A 15113-nucleotide genomic window follows, 5' to 3' on the forward strand; every position below is an offset into this window, starting at 1 on the left:
CGTGGAGAAAATCGGATTCGGGCGCGTTCTGGGCCGGCGCGTGGAGCGCTTGGGGCGGCAAAACGTGCCCGGATCGGATCGGGCGGCGGCGCATGCATGCAGGTGCCGCCGTCCGTGCCGTGACCGGGCCGCCCGCAGGCGGCCCGGCAGTGCATCCTTGCTTAGTTCTTCAGCAGGTGAGCGACGCCGTCGCGCTCTTCGAGCAGCTCGGCCAGCGTGCCGTCCATCTTCTCGCGCGAGAACGCGTCGATTTCCAGGCCTTCGATACGCTTGTACTCGCCGTTTTCGCAAACGACCGGCACGCCGTAGATGATGTCTTCGGGGATGCCGTACGAGCCGTCCGACGGGATACCCATCGTGACCCACTTGCCGTTCGTGCCGAGCACCCAGTCACGGACGTGGTCGATCGCCGCGTTGGCTGCCGACGCTGCCGACGACAGGCCGCGCGCTTCGATGATCGCCGCGCCGCGCTTGCCGACGGTCGGGATGAACGTGTCGCGGTTCCACACGTCGTCGTTGATCAGCTTCAGCAGCGATTCGCCTTCGACGGTCGCGAAGCGGAAGTCCGGGTACATCGTCGGCGAGTGGTTGCCCCACACGGCGAGCTTCTCGATCGATGCGACCGGCTTGCCCGACTTGGCTGCCAGTTGCGACAGCGCACGGTTGTGGTCGAGGCGCAGCATGGCCGTGAAGTTCTTCTTCGGCAGATCCGGCGCCGACTTCATCGCGATGTATGCGTTGGTGTTCGCCGGGTTGCCGACGACCAGCACCTTGACGTCGCGGCTCGCGACTTCGTTCAGCGCGGCGCCCTGGACCGTGAAGATCTCGGCGTTTGCCGACAGCAGGTCCTTGCGCTCCATGCCCTTCGAGCGCGGACGTGCGCCGACCAGCAGTGCGACGTCAGCATCCTTGAATGCAACCTTCGGATCGTCGGTGATCACGACGCCCGCGAGCAGCGGGAACGCGCAATCGTCGAGTTCCATCACGACGCCTTTGACGGCGGCTTGGGCTTGCGGGAGGTCGAGCAGTTGCAGGATGACCGGCTGGTCCTTGCCGAGCAGGTCGCCGTTCGCGATGCGGAACAGCAGGGAGTAAGCGATTTGACCTGCGGCGCCGGTGACGGCAACGCGCTTTGCGGGCTTAGCCATTGAAAATCTCCAGGACGGGTGAAGCGGTGGACGCTAGGCAAAACGCCATTCTATGCGCGTTATGCGTAGCGTTGCATTGAAGCAGGGCTGAGGACTCGCGAAAGGCAGACGCGGTGAACCTGGAGACGGCCGTGGCACGTAGCCGGGGACGCGTATTTGCACCCGCGAACCCTTGCTCGCCCCGGAGTGTAGGAGCCGTCGGGCCCAAAGTCAAACGGTATCATATGTCTTATATAAGACAGATGTTTTGCGGAATTTGAGTGGACGAAAAAGCGCGGTTTGTGATGAAATGCGCGCCATGACATCGAACCAGGCGAACAACGCGAATCCGACCGGCGCAGGCGGCCCAGGGCAGCCGGGCGCGGGTGATTCCGTGCCGGCGCCTGCCGTTTCGGCGTCGCCGACATTCAGTCCGTTATACCAGCAGATCAAGTCATTGATCACGCAAAGTCTCGAAACCGGTGAATGGAAGCCGGGCGAGATCATCCCGAGCGAAGTGGAGCTCGCGGCCCGTTACAAGGTCAGCCAGGGCACCGTTCGCAAGGCGATCGACGAACTGGCCGCCGAAAACCTCGTGGTTCGCCGGCAGGGCAAGGGTACTTTTGTTGCAACGCACAACGAGGATCGCGCGCAGTTCCGCTTCCTTCGTTTGCTGGCCGACGACGGTGCCGAGCACCCGCACGTGAGCCGCCTGCTCGAATGCCGGCGCCTGCGCGCGCCGGCCGAGATCGCGCGGCAGCTCGACCTGAAGCCGGCGGATCCGGTCGTGCAGGTGCGGCGCCTGCTGGAATTTGACAGCGAAGTGACGGTGCTCGACGAGATCTGGCTGCCGGGCGCGATGTTCCGCGGGCTCACGTTCGAGCGGCTCAGCGAGTACAAGGGGCCGCTCTACGCGATGTTCGAGACGGAGTTCGGCACGCGGATGATCCGCGCGACGGAGAAGATCCGCGCCGTGGCGGCGGAGCCGGCCGTGGCCGACCTGCTGCACGTGCCGGCGGGTTTTCCGTTGCTTTCGGTCGAGCGCGTGTCCTATACATATGGCGACCGGCCAGTGGAAGTGCGACGCGGCTGGTATGTCACAACCGGGTATTACTATCAGAATGACTTGAGCTGACGACGTATCGGCACAAGCAGCGTGCATGCGCGTTTCCCACCTTCGCGTAGCACGTTTCGGGCCGCCTTTATTCTCGTTCGCGTAACGATCCAGAGCAGACTTTCGCTGCAGCGCGATATAAAAAGGCGCTAAAATTGCGGATTAGTGTGACAACATAGTAGGGGTCTAGCATGACTGATGCAGTAAGAAAGCCGAGGCCGGAATACCGGAACATCGGATTCGGCGATATCACGATGAAATACCGCATGCCGCTGGCGGCGATATTGTCGATCCTCCATCGAATCAGCGGCGCGCTGCTGTTCCTGTTCCTGCCGTTCCTGCTGTTCCTCTTCGACCAGAGCCTCACCTCCGAGCTGAGCTTCGAAGTCTTCAAGGCTTTCCTCTCCAACATCGTCGTCAAGCTGATCGTCCTCGCGCTGTCGTGGGCGTTCCTCCACCATTTCTGCGCCGGCATTCGCCACCTGCTGATGGACGTCAACCACGACGCCGTCACGAAGGAAGGCGGCAAGCGGACGGCAGTCGTCGTCTTTGTCGTCTCGATCGCCCTGACGATCGCCATGGCACTCAAACTGTTCGGAGCGTTCTAAGAAAATGGCAGCCAACAACCGAATCGGCTCGAAGCGCCTCGTCGTCGGCGCTCACTACGGCCTGCGCGACTGGCTCGCGCAACGCGTCACCGCCACGATCATGGCGGTCTACACGATCATCCTGCTCGCCCTGTTCTTCGGCGCGCACGACTTCTCGTACGAAGGCTGGGCATCGATCTTCTCCGCACAGTGGATGAAGCTCGCGACCTTCGTGACGCTGCTTTCCCTCTTCTACCACGCATGGGTCGGCGTGCGCGACATCTGGATGGACTACGTGAAGCCCGTCGGTGTGCGCCTGCTGCTGCAATCGCTGACCATCGTCTGGCTGCTCGCATGTGCGGGCTACGCCGCGCAGATTCTCTGGAGAGTGTAAAGAATGGCTGCAATCAAAACTTCCCTGCCGCGCCGCAAGTTCGACGTGGTGATCGTCGGCGCGGGCGGCTCGGGCTTGCGCGCAGCGTTGCAACTGTCGCGCGCGGGCCTGTCGGTCGGCGTGCTGTCGAAGGTGTTCCCGACGCGTTCGCACACGGTGGCGGCGCAGGGCGGCATCGGCGCATCGCTCGGCAACATGAGCGAAGACAACTGGCACTTCCACTTCTACGACACGATCAAGGGTTCCGACTGGCTCGGCGACCAGGACGCGATCGAGTTCATGTGCCGCGAAGCACCGAACGTCGTGTACGAACTGGAACACTTCGGCATGCCGTTCGACCGTAACGCCGACGGCACGATCTACCAGCGTCCGTTCGGCGGCCACACCGCGAACTACGGCGAGAAGCCCGTCCAGCGCGCTTGCGCGGCCGCCGACCGTACCGGTCACGCGCTGCTGCACACGCTGTACCAGCAGAACGTCGAAGCGAAGACGCAGTTCTTCGTCGAATGGATGGCGCTCGACCTGATCCGCGACGCCGACGGCGACGTGCTCGGCGTGACGGCCCTCGAGATGGAGACGGGCGACGTCTACATCATGGAAGGCAAGACGACGCTGTTCGCGACGGGCGGCGCAGGCCGGATCTTCGCGGCATCGACCAATGCGTTCATCAACACCGGCGACGGCCTCGGCATGGCGGCCCGTTCGGGCATCGCGCTGCAGGACATGGAGTTCTGGCAGTTCCACCCGACCGGCGTGGCCGGCGCGGGCGTGCTGATCACCGAAGGCGTGCGCGGCGAAGGCGGCATTCTGCGCAACGCGAACGGCGAGCGCTTCATGGAACGCTACGCACCGACGCTGAAGGATCTGGCGCCGCGTGACTTCGTGTCGCGTTCGATGGACCAGGAAATCAAGGAAGGCCGCGGCGTCGGTCCGAACAAGGACCACGTGCTGCTCGACCTGTCGCACATCGGCGCAGAGACGATCATGAAGCGTCTGCCGTCGATCCGCGAAATCGCGCTGAAGTTCGCGAACGTCGATGCGATCAAGGAACCGATCCCGGTCGTCCCGACGATCCACTACCAGATGGGCGGCATCCCGACCAACATCCACGGTCAGGTCGTCGGCACGTCGCGCGATCACAAGGAACCGGTCAACGGCTTCTACGCAGTGGGCGAATGCTCGTGCGTGTCCGTGCACGGCGCGAACCGCCTCGGCACGAACTCGCTGCTGGACCTCGTGGTGTTCGGCCGTGCGGCCGGCAACCACATCGTCGAGCACGTGAAGAACCAGAAGGAACACAAGCCGCTGCCGGCCGATGCAGGCGAATTCTCGCTGGCGCGCCTGGCGAAGCTCGAGAAGTCGAGCTCGGGCGAGTACACGCAGGACGTCGCGAACGACATCCGTTCGACGATGCAGAAGCATGCAGGCGTGTTCCGCACGTCGGCGCTGCTGAAGGAAGGCGTCGACGAGATGGCCGGCCTGAAGGCCCGCGTGGAAAACATCCACCTGAAGGACAAGTCGAAGGTGTTCAACACCGCGCGCGTCGAAGCGCTCGAGCTGGAGAACCTGATCGAAGTCGCCCGCGCGACGATGGTGTCGGCGGAAGCGCGCAAGGAAAGCCGTGGCGCGCACGCACACAGCGATTACGAACACCGTGACGACGAGAACTGGCTGCGCCACACGCTGTGGTACAGCGAAGGCGATCGCCTCGACTACAAGCCGGTTCAAATGAAGCCGCTGACGGTCGAATCCGTGCCGCCGAAGCCGCGCACGTTCTAAGCCGAGTCAAAGGAATCCGAAATGGCAAAACGCATTTTTGAAGTCTACCGCTACGATCCGGACAAGGACGCGGCACCGCGCATGCAGACGTACGAGCTCGAGATCAAGCATGAACGCATGCTGCTCGACGCACTGGTCAAGCTGAAGGCAGTGGACGAGACGCTGTCGTTCCGCCGCTCGTGCCGTGAAGGCGTGTGCGGTTCGGACGCGATGAACATCAACGGCAAGAACGGTCTCGCGTGCCTGACGAACCTGAACGACCTGCCGCAGAAGATCGTGCTGCGCCCGCTGCCGGGCCTGCCCGTCGTGCGCGACCTGATCGTCGACATGACGCACTTCTTCAACCAGTATCACTCGATCAAGCCGTACCTGATCAACGACGCGCCGCCGCCGGAGAAGGAACGCCTCCAGTCGCCGGAAGAGCGCGACGAGCTCGACGGCGTGTACGAGTGCATTCTGTGCGCGAGCTGCTCGACGTCGTGCCCGAGCTTCTGGTGGAACCCGGACAAATTCGTCGGCCCGGCCGGCCTGCTGCAGGCTTACCGCTTCATCGCGGATAGTCGCGACACCGCCACCGGCGAGCGTCTCGACAACCTGGAAGATCCGTACCGTCTGTTCCGTTGCCACACGATCATGAACTGCGTCGACGTTTGCCCGAAGGGCCTGAACCCGACGAAAGCGATCGGCAAGATCAAGGAACTGATGGTTCGCCGCGCGGTTTAAGGTTGTATGAGCGACGATTCGCATCAATCCGACCCGCACCGTCGCGCGCGCCTTCGCTGGCGCGCGCGGCGGGGTCTGCTGGAGAACGACATCGTTTTCGAACGGTTCTTCGGCAGATACGAGCATGACCTCACCGATGCAGACGTAGGCGCGTTGTCGCGCCTGCTCGATCTGAGCGACAACGACCTGATGGACTTGCTCCTCGCGCGCAAGGAACCAGAAGGCGACCTAGACAGCCCGGATATTCACCGGCTGTTGGAGATGCTGCGCAACGTGTAACGCCAAGGTGTAACGCGCTGTGCCCGTTATCGAATCCCGTTTCTTTATTTCGATTGAGGATGTGCCATGACTCCGTCTGATGTTAAAGCCACGCTATCGTTCAGCGACAACTCTCCGAGCGTCGAAATGCCGATCTACAAGGGCACGATGGGCCCGGACGTAATCGACATCCGCAAGCTGTACGGCCAGACCGGCAAGTTCACGTATGACCCGGGCTTCATGTCGACGGCAGCTTGTAATTCGGCGATCACGTACATCGACGGCGACAAGGGCGAACTGCTGTACCGCGGCTACCCGATCGACAACCTCGCGCAGAACGCGGACTTCCTCGAGTCCTGCTATCTGCTGCTGAAAGGTGAACTGCCGAACGCAGCGCAGAAGAAGGAATTCGTCGACACCGTCACGAAGCATACGATGGTGCACGAGCAGATGCACTTCTTCTTCCGTGGTTTCCGTCGCGATGCGCACCCGATGGCGGTGCTGGTGGCGGCCGTCGGCGCACTGTCGGCGTTCTATCACGACTCGCTCGACATCAACGACCCGCGTCACCGCGAAGTGTCGGCGATCCGCATGATCGCGAAGCTGCCGACGCTCGTCGCGATGGCGTACAAGTTCAGCATCGGCCAGCCGTTCGTGTATCCGAAGAACGAACTGTCGTACAGCGCGAACTTCATGCACATGATGTTCTCGAACCCGTGCGAAGAGTACAAGGTCAACGACGTGCTCGTCCGCGCACTCGACCGTATCCTGATCCTGCACGCCGATCACGAGCAGAACGCATCGACGTCGACCGTCCGTCTGGCCGGCTCGTCGGGCGCGAACCCGTTCGCATGTATCGCGGCCGGTATCGCCTGTCTGTGGGGCCCGGCGCACGGTGGTGCGAACGAAGCCGCGCTGAACATGCTCGAGCAGATCGGTTCGCCGGACAACATTCCCGAATTCATCAAGCAGGTGAAGGACAAGAATTCGGGCGTGAAGCTGATGGGCTTCGGTCACCGCGTGTACAAGAACTACGACCCGCGTGCGAAGCTGATGCGCGAAACGTGCTACGAAGTGCTGAACGAACTGGGCCTGCACGACGACCCGCTGTTCAAGCTCGCGATGCAGCTCGAGAAGATCGCGCTGGAAGACGAGTACTTCGTGTCGCGCAAGCTGTACCCGAACGTCGACTTCTACTCGGGTATCGTTCAGCGCGCGCTGGGCATCCCGACGTCGATGTTCACGTGTATCTTCGCGATGGCACGTACGGTCGGCTGGATCGCACAGTGGAACGAAATGATTGCCGATCCGGAGCAAAAGATCGGCCGTCCGCGTCAGCTGTTCATCGGCGACACGCCGCGCGAAGCGAAGCCGATCAGCGCACGTTAAGTCGTGCGTGGCGCGACGGCCGCGAGGCCGCTCGCGTCCGGCAGGCGCAACGCCTCGACACCCCGGTGGGTCATCCCGCCGGGGTGTTTTCATTTGTGCGGTCGAGGCCGGCCCGGTCCGGTGCGGCGCTCCAGCGACGGCGGCCGCGTATCGAGCGGCGCCGGCGCGTCGGCATCGGGCGCGTGGCCGTGCCGCGCGAAGAACTGCCGGTATGCGCCCGGCGTCATTCCGCGCGCGGCGAGGAACTGGCGGTTGAAGTTCGCCGCGTTCGGAATGCCGCAGCGCGCGGCCACCGTCGCGATCGGCCAGTCGGTGCCGACCAGGTGACGGCACGCATGCGCGAGCCGCAGCCGCTGCACGTAGCGGCCGACGCTTTCGCCGAGGTGCCGCACGAAGAGCCGCTGCAGCGTGCGTTCGGACATGTGGGCCGCCGCGGCGAGTGCGTCGACGCGCAGCGGTTCGTGAAAATGCCGGTCGATCGCGTCGAGCACGCGGTCGAGGCGTTCGGCCTCCGGCGCGGCGACGTCGGCGGCCGTGGCGGTTGCAGCGGGCCGGCCATACGCCTGCGCGGTGGCGAGCGGCTCGCCGCCGGCTTCCGCGAGATCGGCGAGCGTGTCGAGCGCGGCCGCGAGGCGGATGCGCGGCGACGCATCGAGCAACTGCGGCAGCCGTGCGCGCATCGCGCGAGCCGTGTCGGCTGCAAAGCTCAGCCCGGGCGCCGCGCGCCGCAGCAGCGAGCGCAGCGGCGCGTATTCGGGGCAGCAGTCGGCCACGCGTCGCGCCCAGTCGCCATCGAACCAGACGACGAGCGCGACTTCGGGCGCGTCGCGATCGATGCGCGCGTTCGACGACCACGTATGCGGCAGGTTGGGCGGCACGAGCACCAGGTCGTCGTCCGTGTAGCGGGCGACGTGATCGCCGACGAAGCGCCGGCCGCGGCTATTGAGCGTCAGCGTCAGTTCGTATTCGGGATGGCGGTGCCATTCGAACGGAATGCGCGCGAGCTGGCGGTGGTACACGCGGATCGAACAGCCGGGGGCGAACGTCACGTGTTCGTACTGCGGTTTCATCACGGCCTCCGGCAGGGGCAGGCAACGCGCCGTGGCATGATCGTGAGCATTCGTCACGACGGAGCGATGCCATGTTTTCACATGTTTGCGTGGGTGTCGGCGATACCGCGCGCGCGTACGATTTCTACGCGCCGCTGCTCGCGGAACTCGGGTTGCGTCTGAAGTTCAGCGAGCCGGACGGCTGGTCGGGCTGGATGCCGGCCGATACCGACCGTCCGCTGTTCTTCTTCGGCCGCCCGCTCGACGGCCGCGTGCCGGAACCAGGCAACGGCCATACGATCGCATTCGCCGCGCAGACGCGCGCGCAGGTCGATCGCTGCCATGCGCTCGCACTGCGGCAGGGCGGCACCTGCGAAGGGCCGCCGGGGCTGCGGCCGCACTATCACCCCGACTATTACGGCGCGTATTTCCGCGACCCGGACGGCAACAAGCTGTGCGTGGTGTGTCACCGGGCCGAATGAATCGGTTGTCAGGATTGTATCGATTGTTGGCCGGATAGTGTCGTTGCCGGGTGCACGGCGGCCGTACGCTGAGCACTCGTCACGACACGATTCAGCGAGGAGACAACGATGCACCTGACGATTGACGATCTGCCCGTCGCGATTGGCGCGGCGAAACGGGCGCTGCGCGCCGATCTGCCCGGCTACGCGGCCACGTTCCGCGAACTGGCGGGCGACATCGCGCGACAGGTCGACGCGATCCGCCGCGCGCACGCGCACGGCCACGACGTGATTCCGGTGCTGCGATTCGCGGATATCGCGAACGGCACCGTCGATCCGGGCGCGATTGCCGCGATCCGCACGCGCGGCGCGGCGGTGATCCGCGGGGTGTTCGACGCGCGGCAGGCGCGCGACTGGAACGACGAGATCGGCGCCTATCTGGAGTCGAACCGCTTCGCCGACCGTCTGCATGCGCGCGCGGAGGATCGCTATTTCGGCAACCTCGCGTCGGGCAAGCCGCAGATCTTCGGCGTCTACTGGTCGAAGCCGCAGGTGGCCGCGCGCCAGTCGCCGGCACTCACGCAGGCACGCGTGTTCCTGAACCGCCTGTGGCACCATGCGGACGGCGCGCGCACGCATTTCGATCCCGATCAGGTGCCGGCCTACGCGGACCGGATCCGCCGCCGGCCGCCCGGCTCGACGTCGCTCGGGCTGTCGCCGCACGTCGACGGCGGCTCCGTCGAACGCTGGCTCGGCGCGAATTTCCGGCAGGTCTATCGCCACGTGCTGGCCGGCCGGTGGCGCGATTACGACCCGTTCGACGCGGCGTTCCGCCCGGACGTCGAGGAGATTCCGTCGCCGGCCGTATGCTCGATGTTTCGCACGTTCCAGGGCTGGACCGCGCTGACGCCGCAAGGGCCGGGCGACGGCACGCTGCAGCTGATTCCGGTCGCGAACGCGATGGCGTATGTCGTGCTGCGCGCGCTGCAGGACGACGTCGCCGACGATGATCTGTGCGGCGCACGTCCGGGCCGCGCGTTGTCGATCCTGCCGGAATGGCATGCGCTGCTGCTCGACGCGCTGGTGCAGATCCCGCACATGGAGCCGGGCGATGCGGTGTTCTGGCACGGCGACGTCGTGCATGCGGTGGAGGATGCGCATCGCGGCAACGGCGACAGCAACGTGATGTACATCGCGGCCGCGCCCGGTTGCGCGAAGAACGATGCGTACCTGCAGCGCCAGCGGGTCGCGTTTCTGCGCGGCGACAGCCCGCCCGATTTCCCGGCAGACCATTTCGAGGTCGACTTCGACGGGCGGGCGGGGGCGGGCGATCTCACCGCACCCGGCCGCGCGCAGATGGGGTTCGAGCCGCTCGCGTAACGGCCGCGTCGCACCGCACAGGCAGCGCCGGCGACCGTTTGCGCCGCGGTCGGAGGCCGTCTGCCGAATCCGCTGCATCGCGCATGCAATTCGACGCGATCGGCTGCGGACACTCGTGAAATCGACGCGAATTGCGCAATTTGGCTTCCGATAATGGTCCGGACACAACGCAGCTGCCCCGTGCGCCGCACGGGGGAAGCGATGACCATGGAGAAGTCGATGCAATTCACGCAAGCGATCGTTCGCCGTCCCGCGCCGTCCTGTGGCGCGGGTCTCACCACCGCCGTGCTCGGTGCGCCGGACTACGACAAGACCCTCACGCAGTTCCACGCGTACTGCGATGCGCTGCGCGGGCTCGGCGTCGAGCTGACCGAGCTGCCGCTGCTGGACGCATTCCCCGATTCGCACTTCGTCGAGGACGTCGCCGTCGTGACGCCCGAGTTCGCGGTGATCACGCGCCCCGGCGCGCCCGCACGGCGCGGCGAGACGGTACACATCGAAGCGGCGCTGGGCGCGCATCGCGACCTGCTGCCGATGCAGGCCGGCCGTCTCGACGGCGGCGACGTGATGCTGGTCGGCAAGCGCTTCTTCATCGGCCTGACGAGCCGCACCGACGCCGAAGGCATCGCCGCGTTCGAATCGCTGGTGTCGCGCTACGGCTATTCGGTCGTCGCGGTGCCGGTCGGCGCCGGCCTGCACCTGAAGTCGGTCGTCAACGCGCTCGGCGACGACACGCTGCTCGTGACCGAGGCGCTGGCCGCACATCCGGCGTTCGCCGACTATCGCCGGATCGCGATTTCGGCCGCCGACGAATATGCGGGCAACACGCTGCGCGTGAACGGCACGCTGATCACGCCGGCCGGCTATCCGCGCGTGCACGACGCGATCGGCTCGCTCGGGCTGCCGCTGCACGTGATCGACACGAGCGAGTTCCGCAAGATGGACGGCGGCCTGACCTGCCTGTCGCTGCGGTTCTAGCCGATTGGCGCGCGGCCGCTTCGGCCGGATAATGTGGCCCCCGCGCGGAACTGGAGGAGACGCTCCGCGCACCAGCCACGACCCGACCGGAGCGAACGCGGATGACCGACAAGAAGATGCAGCTCGACAAGATCGATCTACGGATCCTCGACATCCTGCGCACCGACGGACGAATCTCGTACCGGAAGCTGTCGGAGCGCGTGAACCTCACGCCGCGCCCGTGCCAGGCGCGCGTGGAACGGCTCGAGGCGCTCGGCGTGATCGAAGGCTACCGCGCGGTGATCAAGGCGCCGCGCGCGACCAAGCCGATCGTCGTGATCGCGCAGATCGTGCTGGCCGATCACGGGCGTTCGCAGGCGCCGTTCGAGGACGAGATGCGGGTGAATCCGGCCGTGCTCGATTGCTGGCTCGTCAGCGGTACGTTCGATTTTCTCGTGCGGCTCGCGTGCGAGGATCTCGACGAATACCGGCGGATCGCGAACGCGTGGCTGGAAAGTTCGCGTTTCCGGATCGAGAAGATCGTGACGACGGCCGAGCTGCAGGCGATCAAGCGCAGCGTCGTCTGACGGGGCAGTGCGCGTACGGGCCGGTGGCAGCGGATGCGCGGCCCGTCGGGCAGCGCCGGTTTCGAGGCGAATAACCGGCGCGATCGATTGGTATTCCGAATCAAATCGATCGCGCCGAATCCAATCAGGGTGAACACTATGGATGCTTTGCAAGCGGCAGCTCAGACGGCCGCACCGTCCGGGACGGTGCTCAAGCGCCGGCTGCAGAGCCGCCACATCGCGATGATCGCGATCGGCGGCTCGATCGGCACGGGCTTGTTCGTCGCATCGGGCGCGTCGGTTGCGCAGGCCGGGCCCGGCGGTGCGATCGCCGCGTATATCGCGATCGGGCTGATGGTCTACTTCGTCGTCACCGGGCTGGGCGAGATGGCCGCGCTGATGCCGGTGTCGGGATCGTTCGCGGTCTACGGCGAGAAGTACGTCGACGAGGGCTTCGGCGTCGCGCTCGGCTGGACCTACTGGTACAGCTGGGCCGTGACGATCGCGATCGAGCTGGTCGCCGGGCAGATCGTGATGCGCTACTGGTTTCCGGAGATTCCGGGCGTGTGGTGGGGTGCCGGGTTCCTCGTGCTGATCTTCCTGTTGAATACGTTGTCCGTACGCGGCTTCGGCGAATCCGAATACTGGTTCTCGCTGATCAAGGTCGTCACCGTGATCGCGTTCATCGCGGCCGGGCTGCTGATCGCGGCCGGCCTGCTCGGCAACGGGCACCCAGTCGGCCTGCGCAACTTCAGGATCGGCGACGCGCCGTTCGTCGGCGGCGTGCACGCGATGATGAGCGTCGCGCTGATCGCGGGATTCTCGTTTCTCGGCACCGAGCTCGTCGGGATCACGGCCGGCGAATCGGAAAACCCGCGCAAGACGATCCCGCGCGCGGTGAAGCAGATCTTCTGGCGGATCATGCTGTTCTACGTGTTCGCGATTTTCGTGATCGGGCTGCTGGTGCCGTACACCGATCCGAACCTGCTGAAGAGCGACGTGACCGACATCGGCGTGAGCCCGTTCACGCTGGTATTCAGCCATGCGGGCTTCCGGCTTGCCGCCGGCGCGATGAACCTGGTGATCCTGACGGCCGTGCTGTCGGCCGGCAACTCCGGCACGTATGCGGCCACGCGGATGCTGTACAACCTCGCGGCCGAAGGCCGTGCGCCCGCGATGTTCGCGACGCTGTCGCCGGGCGGCGTGCCGCGCAACGCGCTGTACGCGACGATGGCGGTGGGCGGGCTGTGCTTTCTGACCTCGCTGACCAACAACCAGAGCATCTACCTGTGGCTGCTCAATACGGTCGGCATCACCGGCTTCATCGCATGGCTCGGCATCGCGGTCTGCCATTACCGGTTCCGCAAGGGTTTCCTGAAACAGGGCTACCGGCTCGACCAGTTGCCGTACCGCGCGAAGTGGTTCCCGTTCGGGCCGTTGTTCGCGATCGCGGTCTGCATCGTGATCTCGCTCGGGCAGGATTACCAGGCGTTCTTCGCGACCCGCATCGACTGGATGGAAGTGCTGTCGATCTACGTGTGGATTCCGCTGTTCGTCGCGATCTGGTGGGCGTATCGCCGCGCGCGCAAGAGCCGGCTCGTGCGGTACGAGGAGATGGATATCGGCCCGTGGTTGACGCGTTCGGTCGAGGCCGTCGATGCGGCGGCGACGCAGCACGGGCCATCGCACTGAGCGTTCATTCGCGCCGGCTGTTTCATCACGAACCTGAGAGAACCATGCATCTGCCGGATCCGTTTTTCAACGAAATCGTCGACGCGCACGTCGACATCGAATGCTGGCTGTCGGGCCGTGCGCAGCCCGACCGGTTTGCGCCGCTGCTCGCGCGTTTTTCGCCGGAGTTTTCGATGATCACGTTGCAGGGCGCGACGATCGGCCACGCGGGCGTTGCCGCGTTGTTCTCGCACGGGCACGGCGCCCGCCCGGGGCTCGCGATCGGCATCGACGAACTGCGCGGGATTGCCGTGTGGTCCGACGGTGCGGTGATCGGCTATCGCGAGACGCAGACCGACGGGCAAGGGCGACGCACGGTCCGGCGCTCGACCGCCGTGCTGCGACGCGAAGCGGACGGCCATATCGTATGGCTGCACCTGCACGAGACGCCGGTGACCGCCTGAACGAGCGCGGGTGCCGCCGCGCGCGACGGCGCGCGGCGCCGCGGCCGGTCGTGACGTTACCGATCCAGCTCCGGATAGTGCCGGAAGATGCCCATGTCGTTGAACGGGATGCGGCGCTCCGATTCGAGATAGCGCGCGATGGGCGGGTGCGCGGCAACGCGGTCATGCAGGCCGACGAGCCCCGCAACCTTGCGTTCCGCGCGCTTCATCGCTTTCGGGAACGCGTAACGCAGCCCTTCGATCAGCTGAAATATCGACAGGTCGACGTAACTGAGCGCGCTGCCCGCGATATAGCCGCCCTTGTGCGGATTCTGCGCGAGCACGCGATCGAAGTAGCCGAGGAACTTCGGTAGCCGGTTCTCGAGGAAATCGGCCGCGCGCTCGGCGGCCTCGGCCTTCTGGTCCTCGTAGTACAGGCCGCTGCTGATCGGGTGATGCGTGTCGTGGATCTCGGTGACGAAGTCGGCGACGGTCAACTGGAGTTGATGCACCCACAGCCGGCCGGCCTCGTCGTCGGGCGCGAGCCCGAGCCGCGCGCCGAGAAACAGCAGGATGTTCGCGGCCTGCCCGACGAGCACATCGCCGGCCTTCAGGAACGGCGGCGCGAACGGCACGTGTTCGGCCTTCGCGCTGTCCATCATGTGCATCATTGCCGACACGCCCATGCCGCGCCCCGATTCGCGCGCGACGTCGACATAGTCGGCCTCGGCCGCTTCCAGCGCGAGCCGGACATATTCGCCGCGGCCCTGGATTTCGGGCCAGTAATAGAGTTCGTATCGCATACAGTGCTCCTGTCCGGTCGATGCGTCAGGCGATGCCCGCATCGTGATGGCGGGGAGGGCGGCCGTGCGCCGCCCGTTGCGAATAGACAGTCTAGGTTGTTCACATACAAACGGCCATGCGAATGCCCGAAATCGGCCATCCGCCAGGGGATTACCTGCGGGGCACACGGAGAGGCGCAAGGCGCGCCGTTGGGCGAGCCAAACAAGCGGCGCACGACGTCGCCATGCAGTCGATTTCGGGTGTTCCCGAGGCGTTGCCCCGGTAAAGGGGCAACGCATGGTCGTTTGTATGTAGACAGATCCTGTTACCCTGACATAACTTCAGGTCATAGCCACTACAACAATTCCGGCGTTGCCCCCGTCTATTTGACTCAATATATTTTTATTCAAGCGCGCGCGGTAGCTGCTTCGT

Annotated in this window: 16 protein-coding genes; 13 read left to right on the forward strand and 3 right to left on the reverse strand. The window is 65.2% G+C overall.

The genetic code is table 11. From position 1 onward, the window contains the following. Positions 1 to 161: 161 nt before the first annotated feature. The gene (locus BME24068_RS22695; protein ID WP_014899969.1) at positions 162 to 1148 is read right to left on the reverse strand and encodes a malate dehydrogenase; all 987 of its coding nucleotides are present in this window, start codon (positions 1146 to 1148) and stop codon (positions 162 to 164) included. A 298-nt stretch (positions 1149 to 1446) separates the two neighbouring features. On the opposite strand from BME24068_RS22695, the gene BME24068_RS22700 reads away from it, so the two are divergent. The 7 genes from BME24068_RS22700 (at position 1447) to gltA (ending at position 7371) form a co-directional block, all read left to right on the forward strand. Next, on the forward strand, positions 1447 to 2262 hold the full coding sequence (locus BME24068_RS22700) for a GntR family transcriptional regulator (RefSeq protein WP_172441897.1): 816 nt from the start codon (positions 1447 to 1449) through the stop codon (positions 2260 to 2262). Between the two features lie 170 nt (positions 2263 to 2432). After that, positions 2433 to 2849 carry a succinate dehydrogenase, cytochrome b556 subunit gene (gene sdhC / locus BME24068_RS22705; RefSeq protein WP_096503993.1) on the forward strand — a complete coding sequence of 139 codons (417 nt, stop codon included), beginning with the start codon at positions 2433 to 2435 and terminating at the stop codon, positions 2847 to 2849. Positions 2850 to 2853: 4 nt separating this feature from the next. Then, entirely contained in the window at positions 2854 to 3222 is a 369-nt protein-coding gene (gene sdhD / locus BME24068_RS22710) for a succinate dehydrogenase, hydrophobic membrane anchor protein (protein ID WP_096503991.1), read from the forward strand. A 3-nt stretch (positions 3223 to 3225) separates the two neighbouring features. After that, entirely contained in the window at positions 3226 to 5001 is a 1776-nt protein-coding gene (gene sdhA, locus BME24068_RS22715; RefSeq protein ID WP_096503989.1) for a succinate dehydrogenase flavoprotein subunit, read from the forward strand. A 21-nt stretch (positions 5002 to 5022) separates the two neighbouring features. Continuing rightward, positions 5023 to 5724 carry a succinate dehydrogenase iron-sulfur subunit gene (locus tag BME24068_RS22720; protein WP_038570896.1) on the forward strand — a complete coding sequence of 234 codons (702 nt, stop codon included), beginning with the start codon at positions 5023 to 5025 and terminating at the stop codon, positions 5722 to 5724. 6 nt (positions 5725 to 5730) lie between these two features. Then, a complete protein-coding gene (locus tag BME24068_RS22725; protein ID WP_011548107.1) occupies positions 5731 to 6003 on the forward strand; it encodes an FAD assembly factor SdhE in 273 nt (90 codons plus the stop codon). Between the two features lie 66 nt (positions 6004 to 6069). Further along, positions 6070 to 7371, forward strand: a complete 1302-nt coding sequence (gene gltA / locus BME24068_RS22730) for a citrate synthase (protein ID WP_096503987.1) — start codon at positions 6070 to 6072, stop codon at positions 7369 to 7371. Between the two features lie 89 nt (positions 7372 to 7460). Here gltA and BME24068_RS22735 read toward each other — a convergent pair whose 3' ends face one another. Next, positions 7461 to 8441, reverse strand: a complete 981-nt coding sequence (locus BME24068_RS22735) for a helix-turn-helix domain-containing protein (RefSeq protein WP_174927448.1) — start codon at positions 8439 to 8441, stop codon at positions 7461 to 7463. A 71-nt stretch (positions 8442 to 8512) separates the two neighbouring features. On the opposite strand from BME24068_RS22735, the gene BME24068_RS22740 reads away from it, so the two are divergent. From BME24068_RS22740 to BME24068_RS22765, 6 genes are all read left to right on the forward strand, one after another. Continuing rightward, positions 8513 to 8902 (forward strand): VOC family protein, encoded by a 390-nt coding sequence (locus BME24068_RS22740; protein ID WP_174927449.1) that lies wholly within the window; start codon positions 8513 to 8515, stop codon positions 8900 to 8902. Between the two features lie 108 nt (positions 8903 to 9010). Continuing rightward, entirely contained in the window at positions 9011 to 10261 is a 1251-nt protein-coding gene (locus BME24068_RS22745) for a DUF1479 domain-containing protein (protein WP_174927450.1), read from the forward strand. 219 nt (positions 10262 to 10480) lie between these two features. Next, a complete protein-coding gene (locus tag BME24068_RS22750; RefSeq protein WP_174927451.1) occupies positions 10481 to 11239 on the forward strand; it encodes a dimethylarginine dimethylaminohydrolase family protein in 759 nt (252 codons plus the stop codon). A gap of 101 nt (positions 11240 to 11340) precedes the next feature. After that, complete coding sequence (locus tag BME24068_RS22755) at positions 11341 to 11805, forward strand: Lrp/AsnC family transcriptional regulator (RefSeq protein WP_174927452.1); 465 nt, start codon at positions 11341 to 11343, stop codon at positions 11803 to 11805. 138 nt (positions 11806 to 11943) lie between these two features. Beyond that, positions 11944 to 13476: an amino acid permease gene (locus BME24068_RS22760; RefSeq protein ID WP_096503977.1), complete on the forward strand. Its 1533-nt coding sequence runs from the start codon at positions 11944 to 11946 to the stop codon at positions 13474 to 13476. Positions 13477 to 13520: 44 nt separating this feature from the next. Continuing rightward, positions 13521 to 13919 (forward strand): DUF4440 domain-containing protein, encoded by a 399-nt coding sequence (locus tag BME24068_RS22765; RefSeq protein ID WP_174927453.1) that lies wholly within the window; start codon positions 13521 to 13523, stop codon positions 13917 to 13919. 56 nt (positions 13920 to 13975) lie between these two features. On the opposite strand, the gene BME24068_RS22770 is transcribed toward BME24068_RS22765, so the two are convergent. Further along, on the reverse strand, positions 13976 to 14701 hold the full coding sequence (locus tag BME24068_RS22770) for a glutathione S-transferase (protein ID WP_174927454.1): 726 nt from the start codon (positions 14699 to 14701) through the stop codon (positions 13976 to 13978). Positions 14702 to 15113 lie beyond the last annotated feature (412 nt).

The sequence above is a fragment of the Burkholderia anthina genome, assembly GCF_902498995.1.
GTDB classification, from domain to species: domain Bacteria; phylum Pseudomonadota; class Gammaproteobacteria; order Burkholderiales; family Burkholderiaceae; genus Burkholderia; species Burkholderia anthina.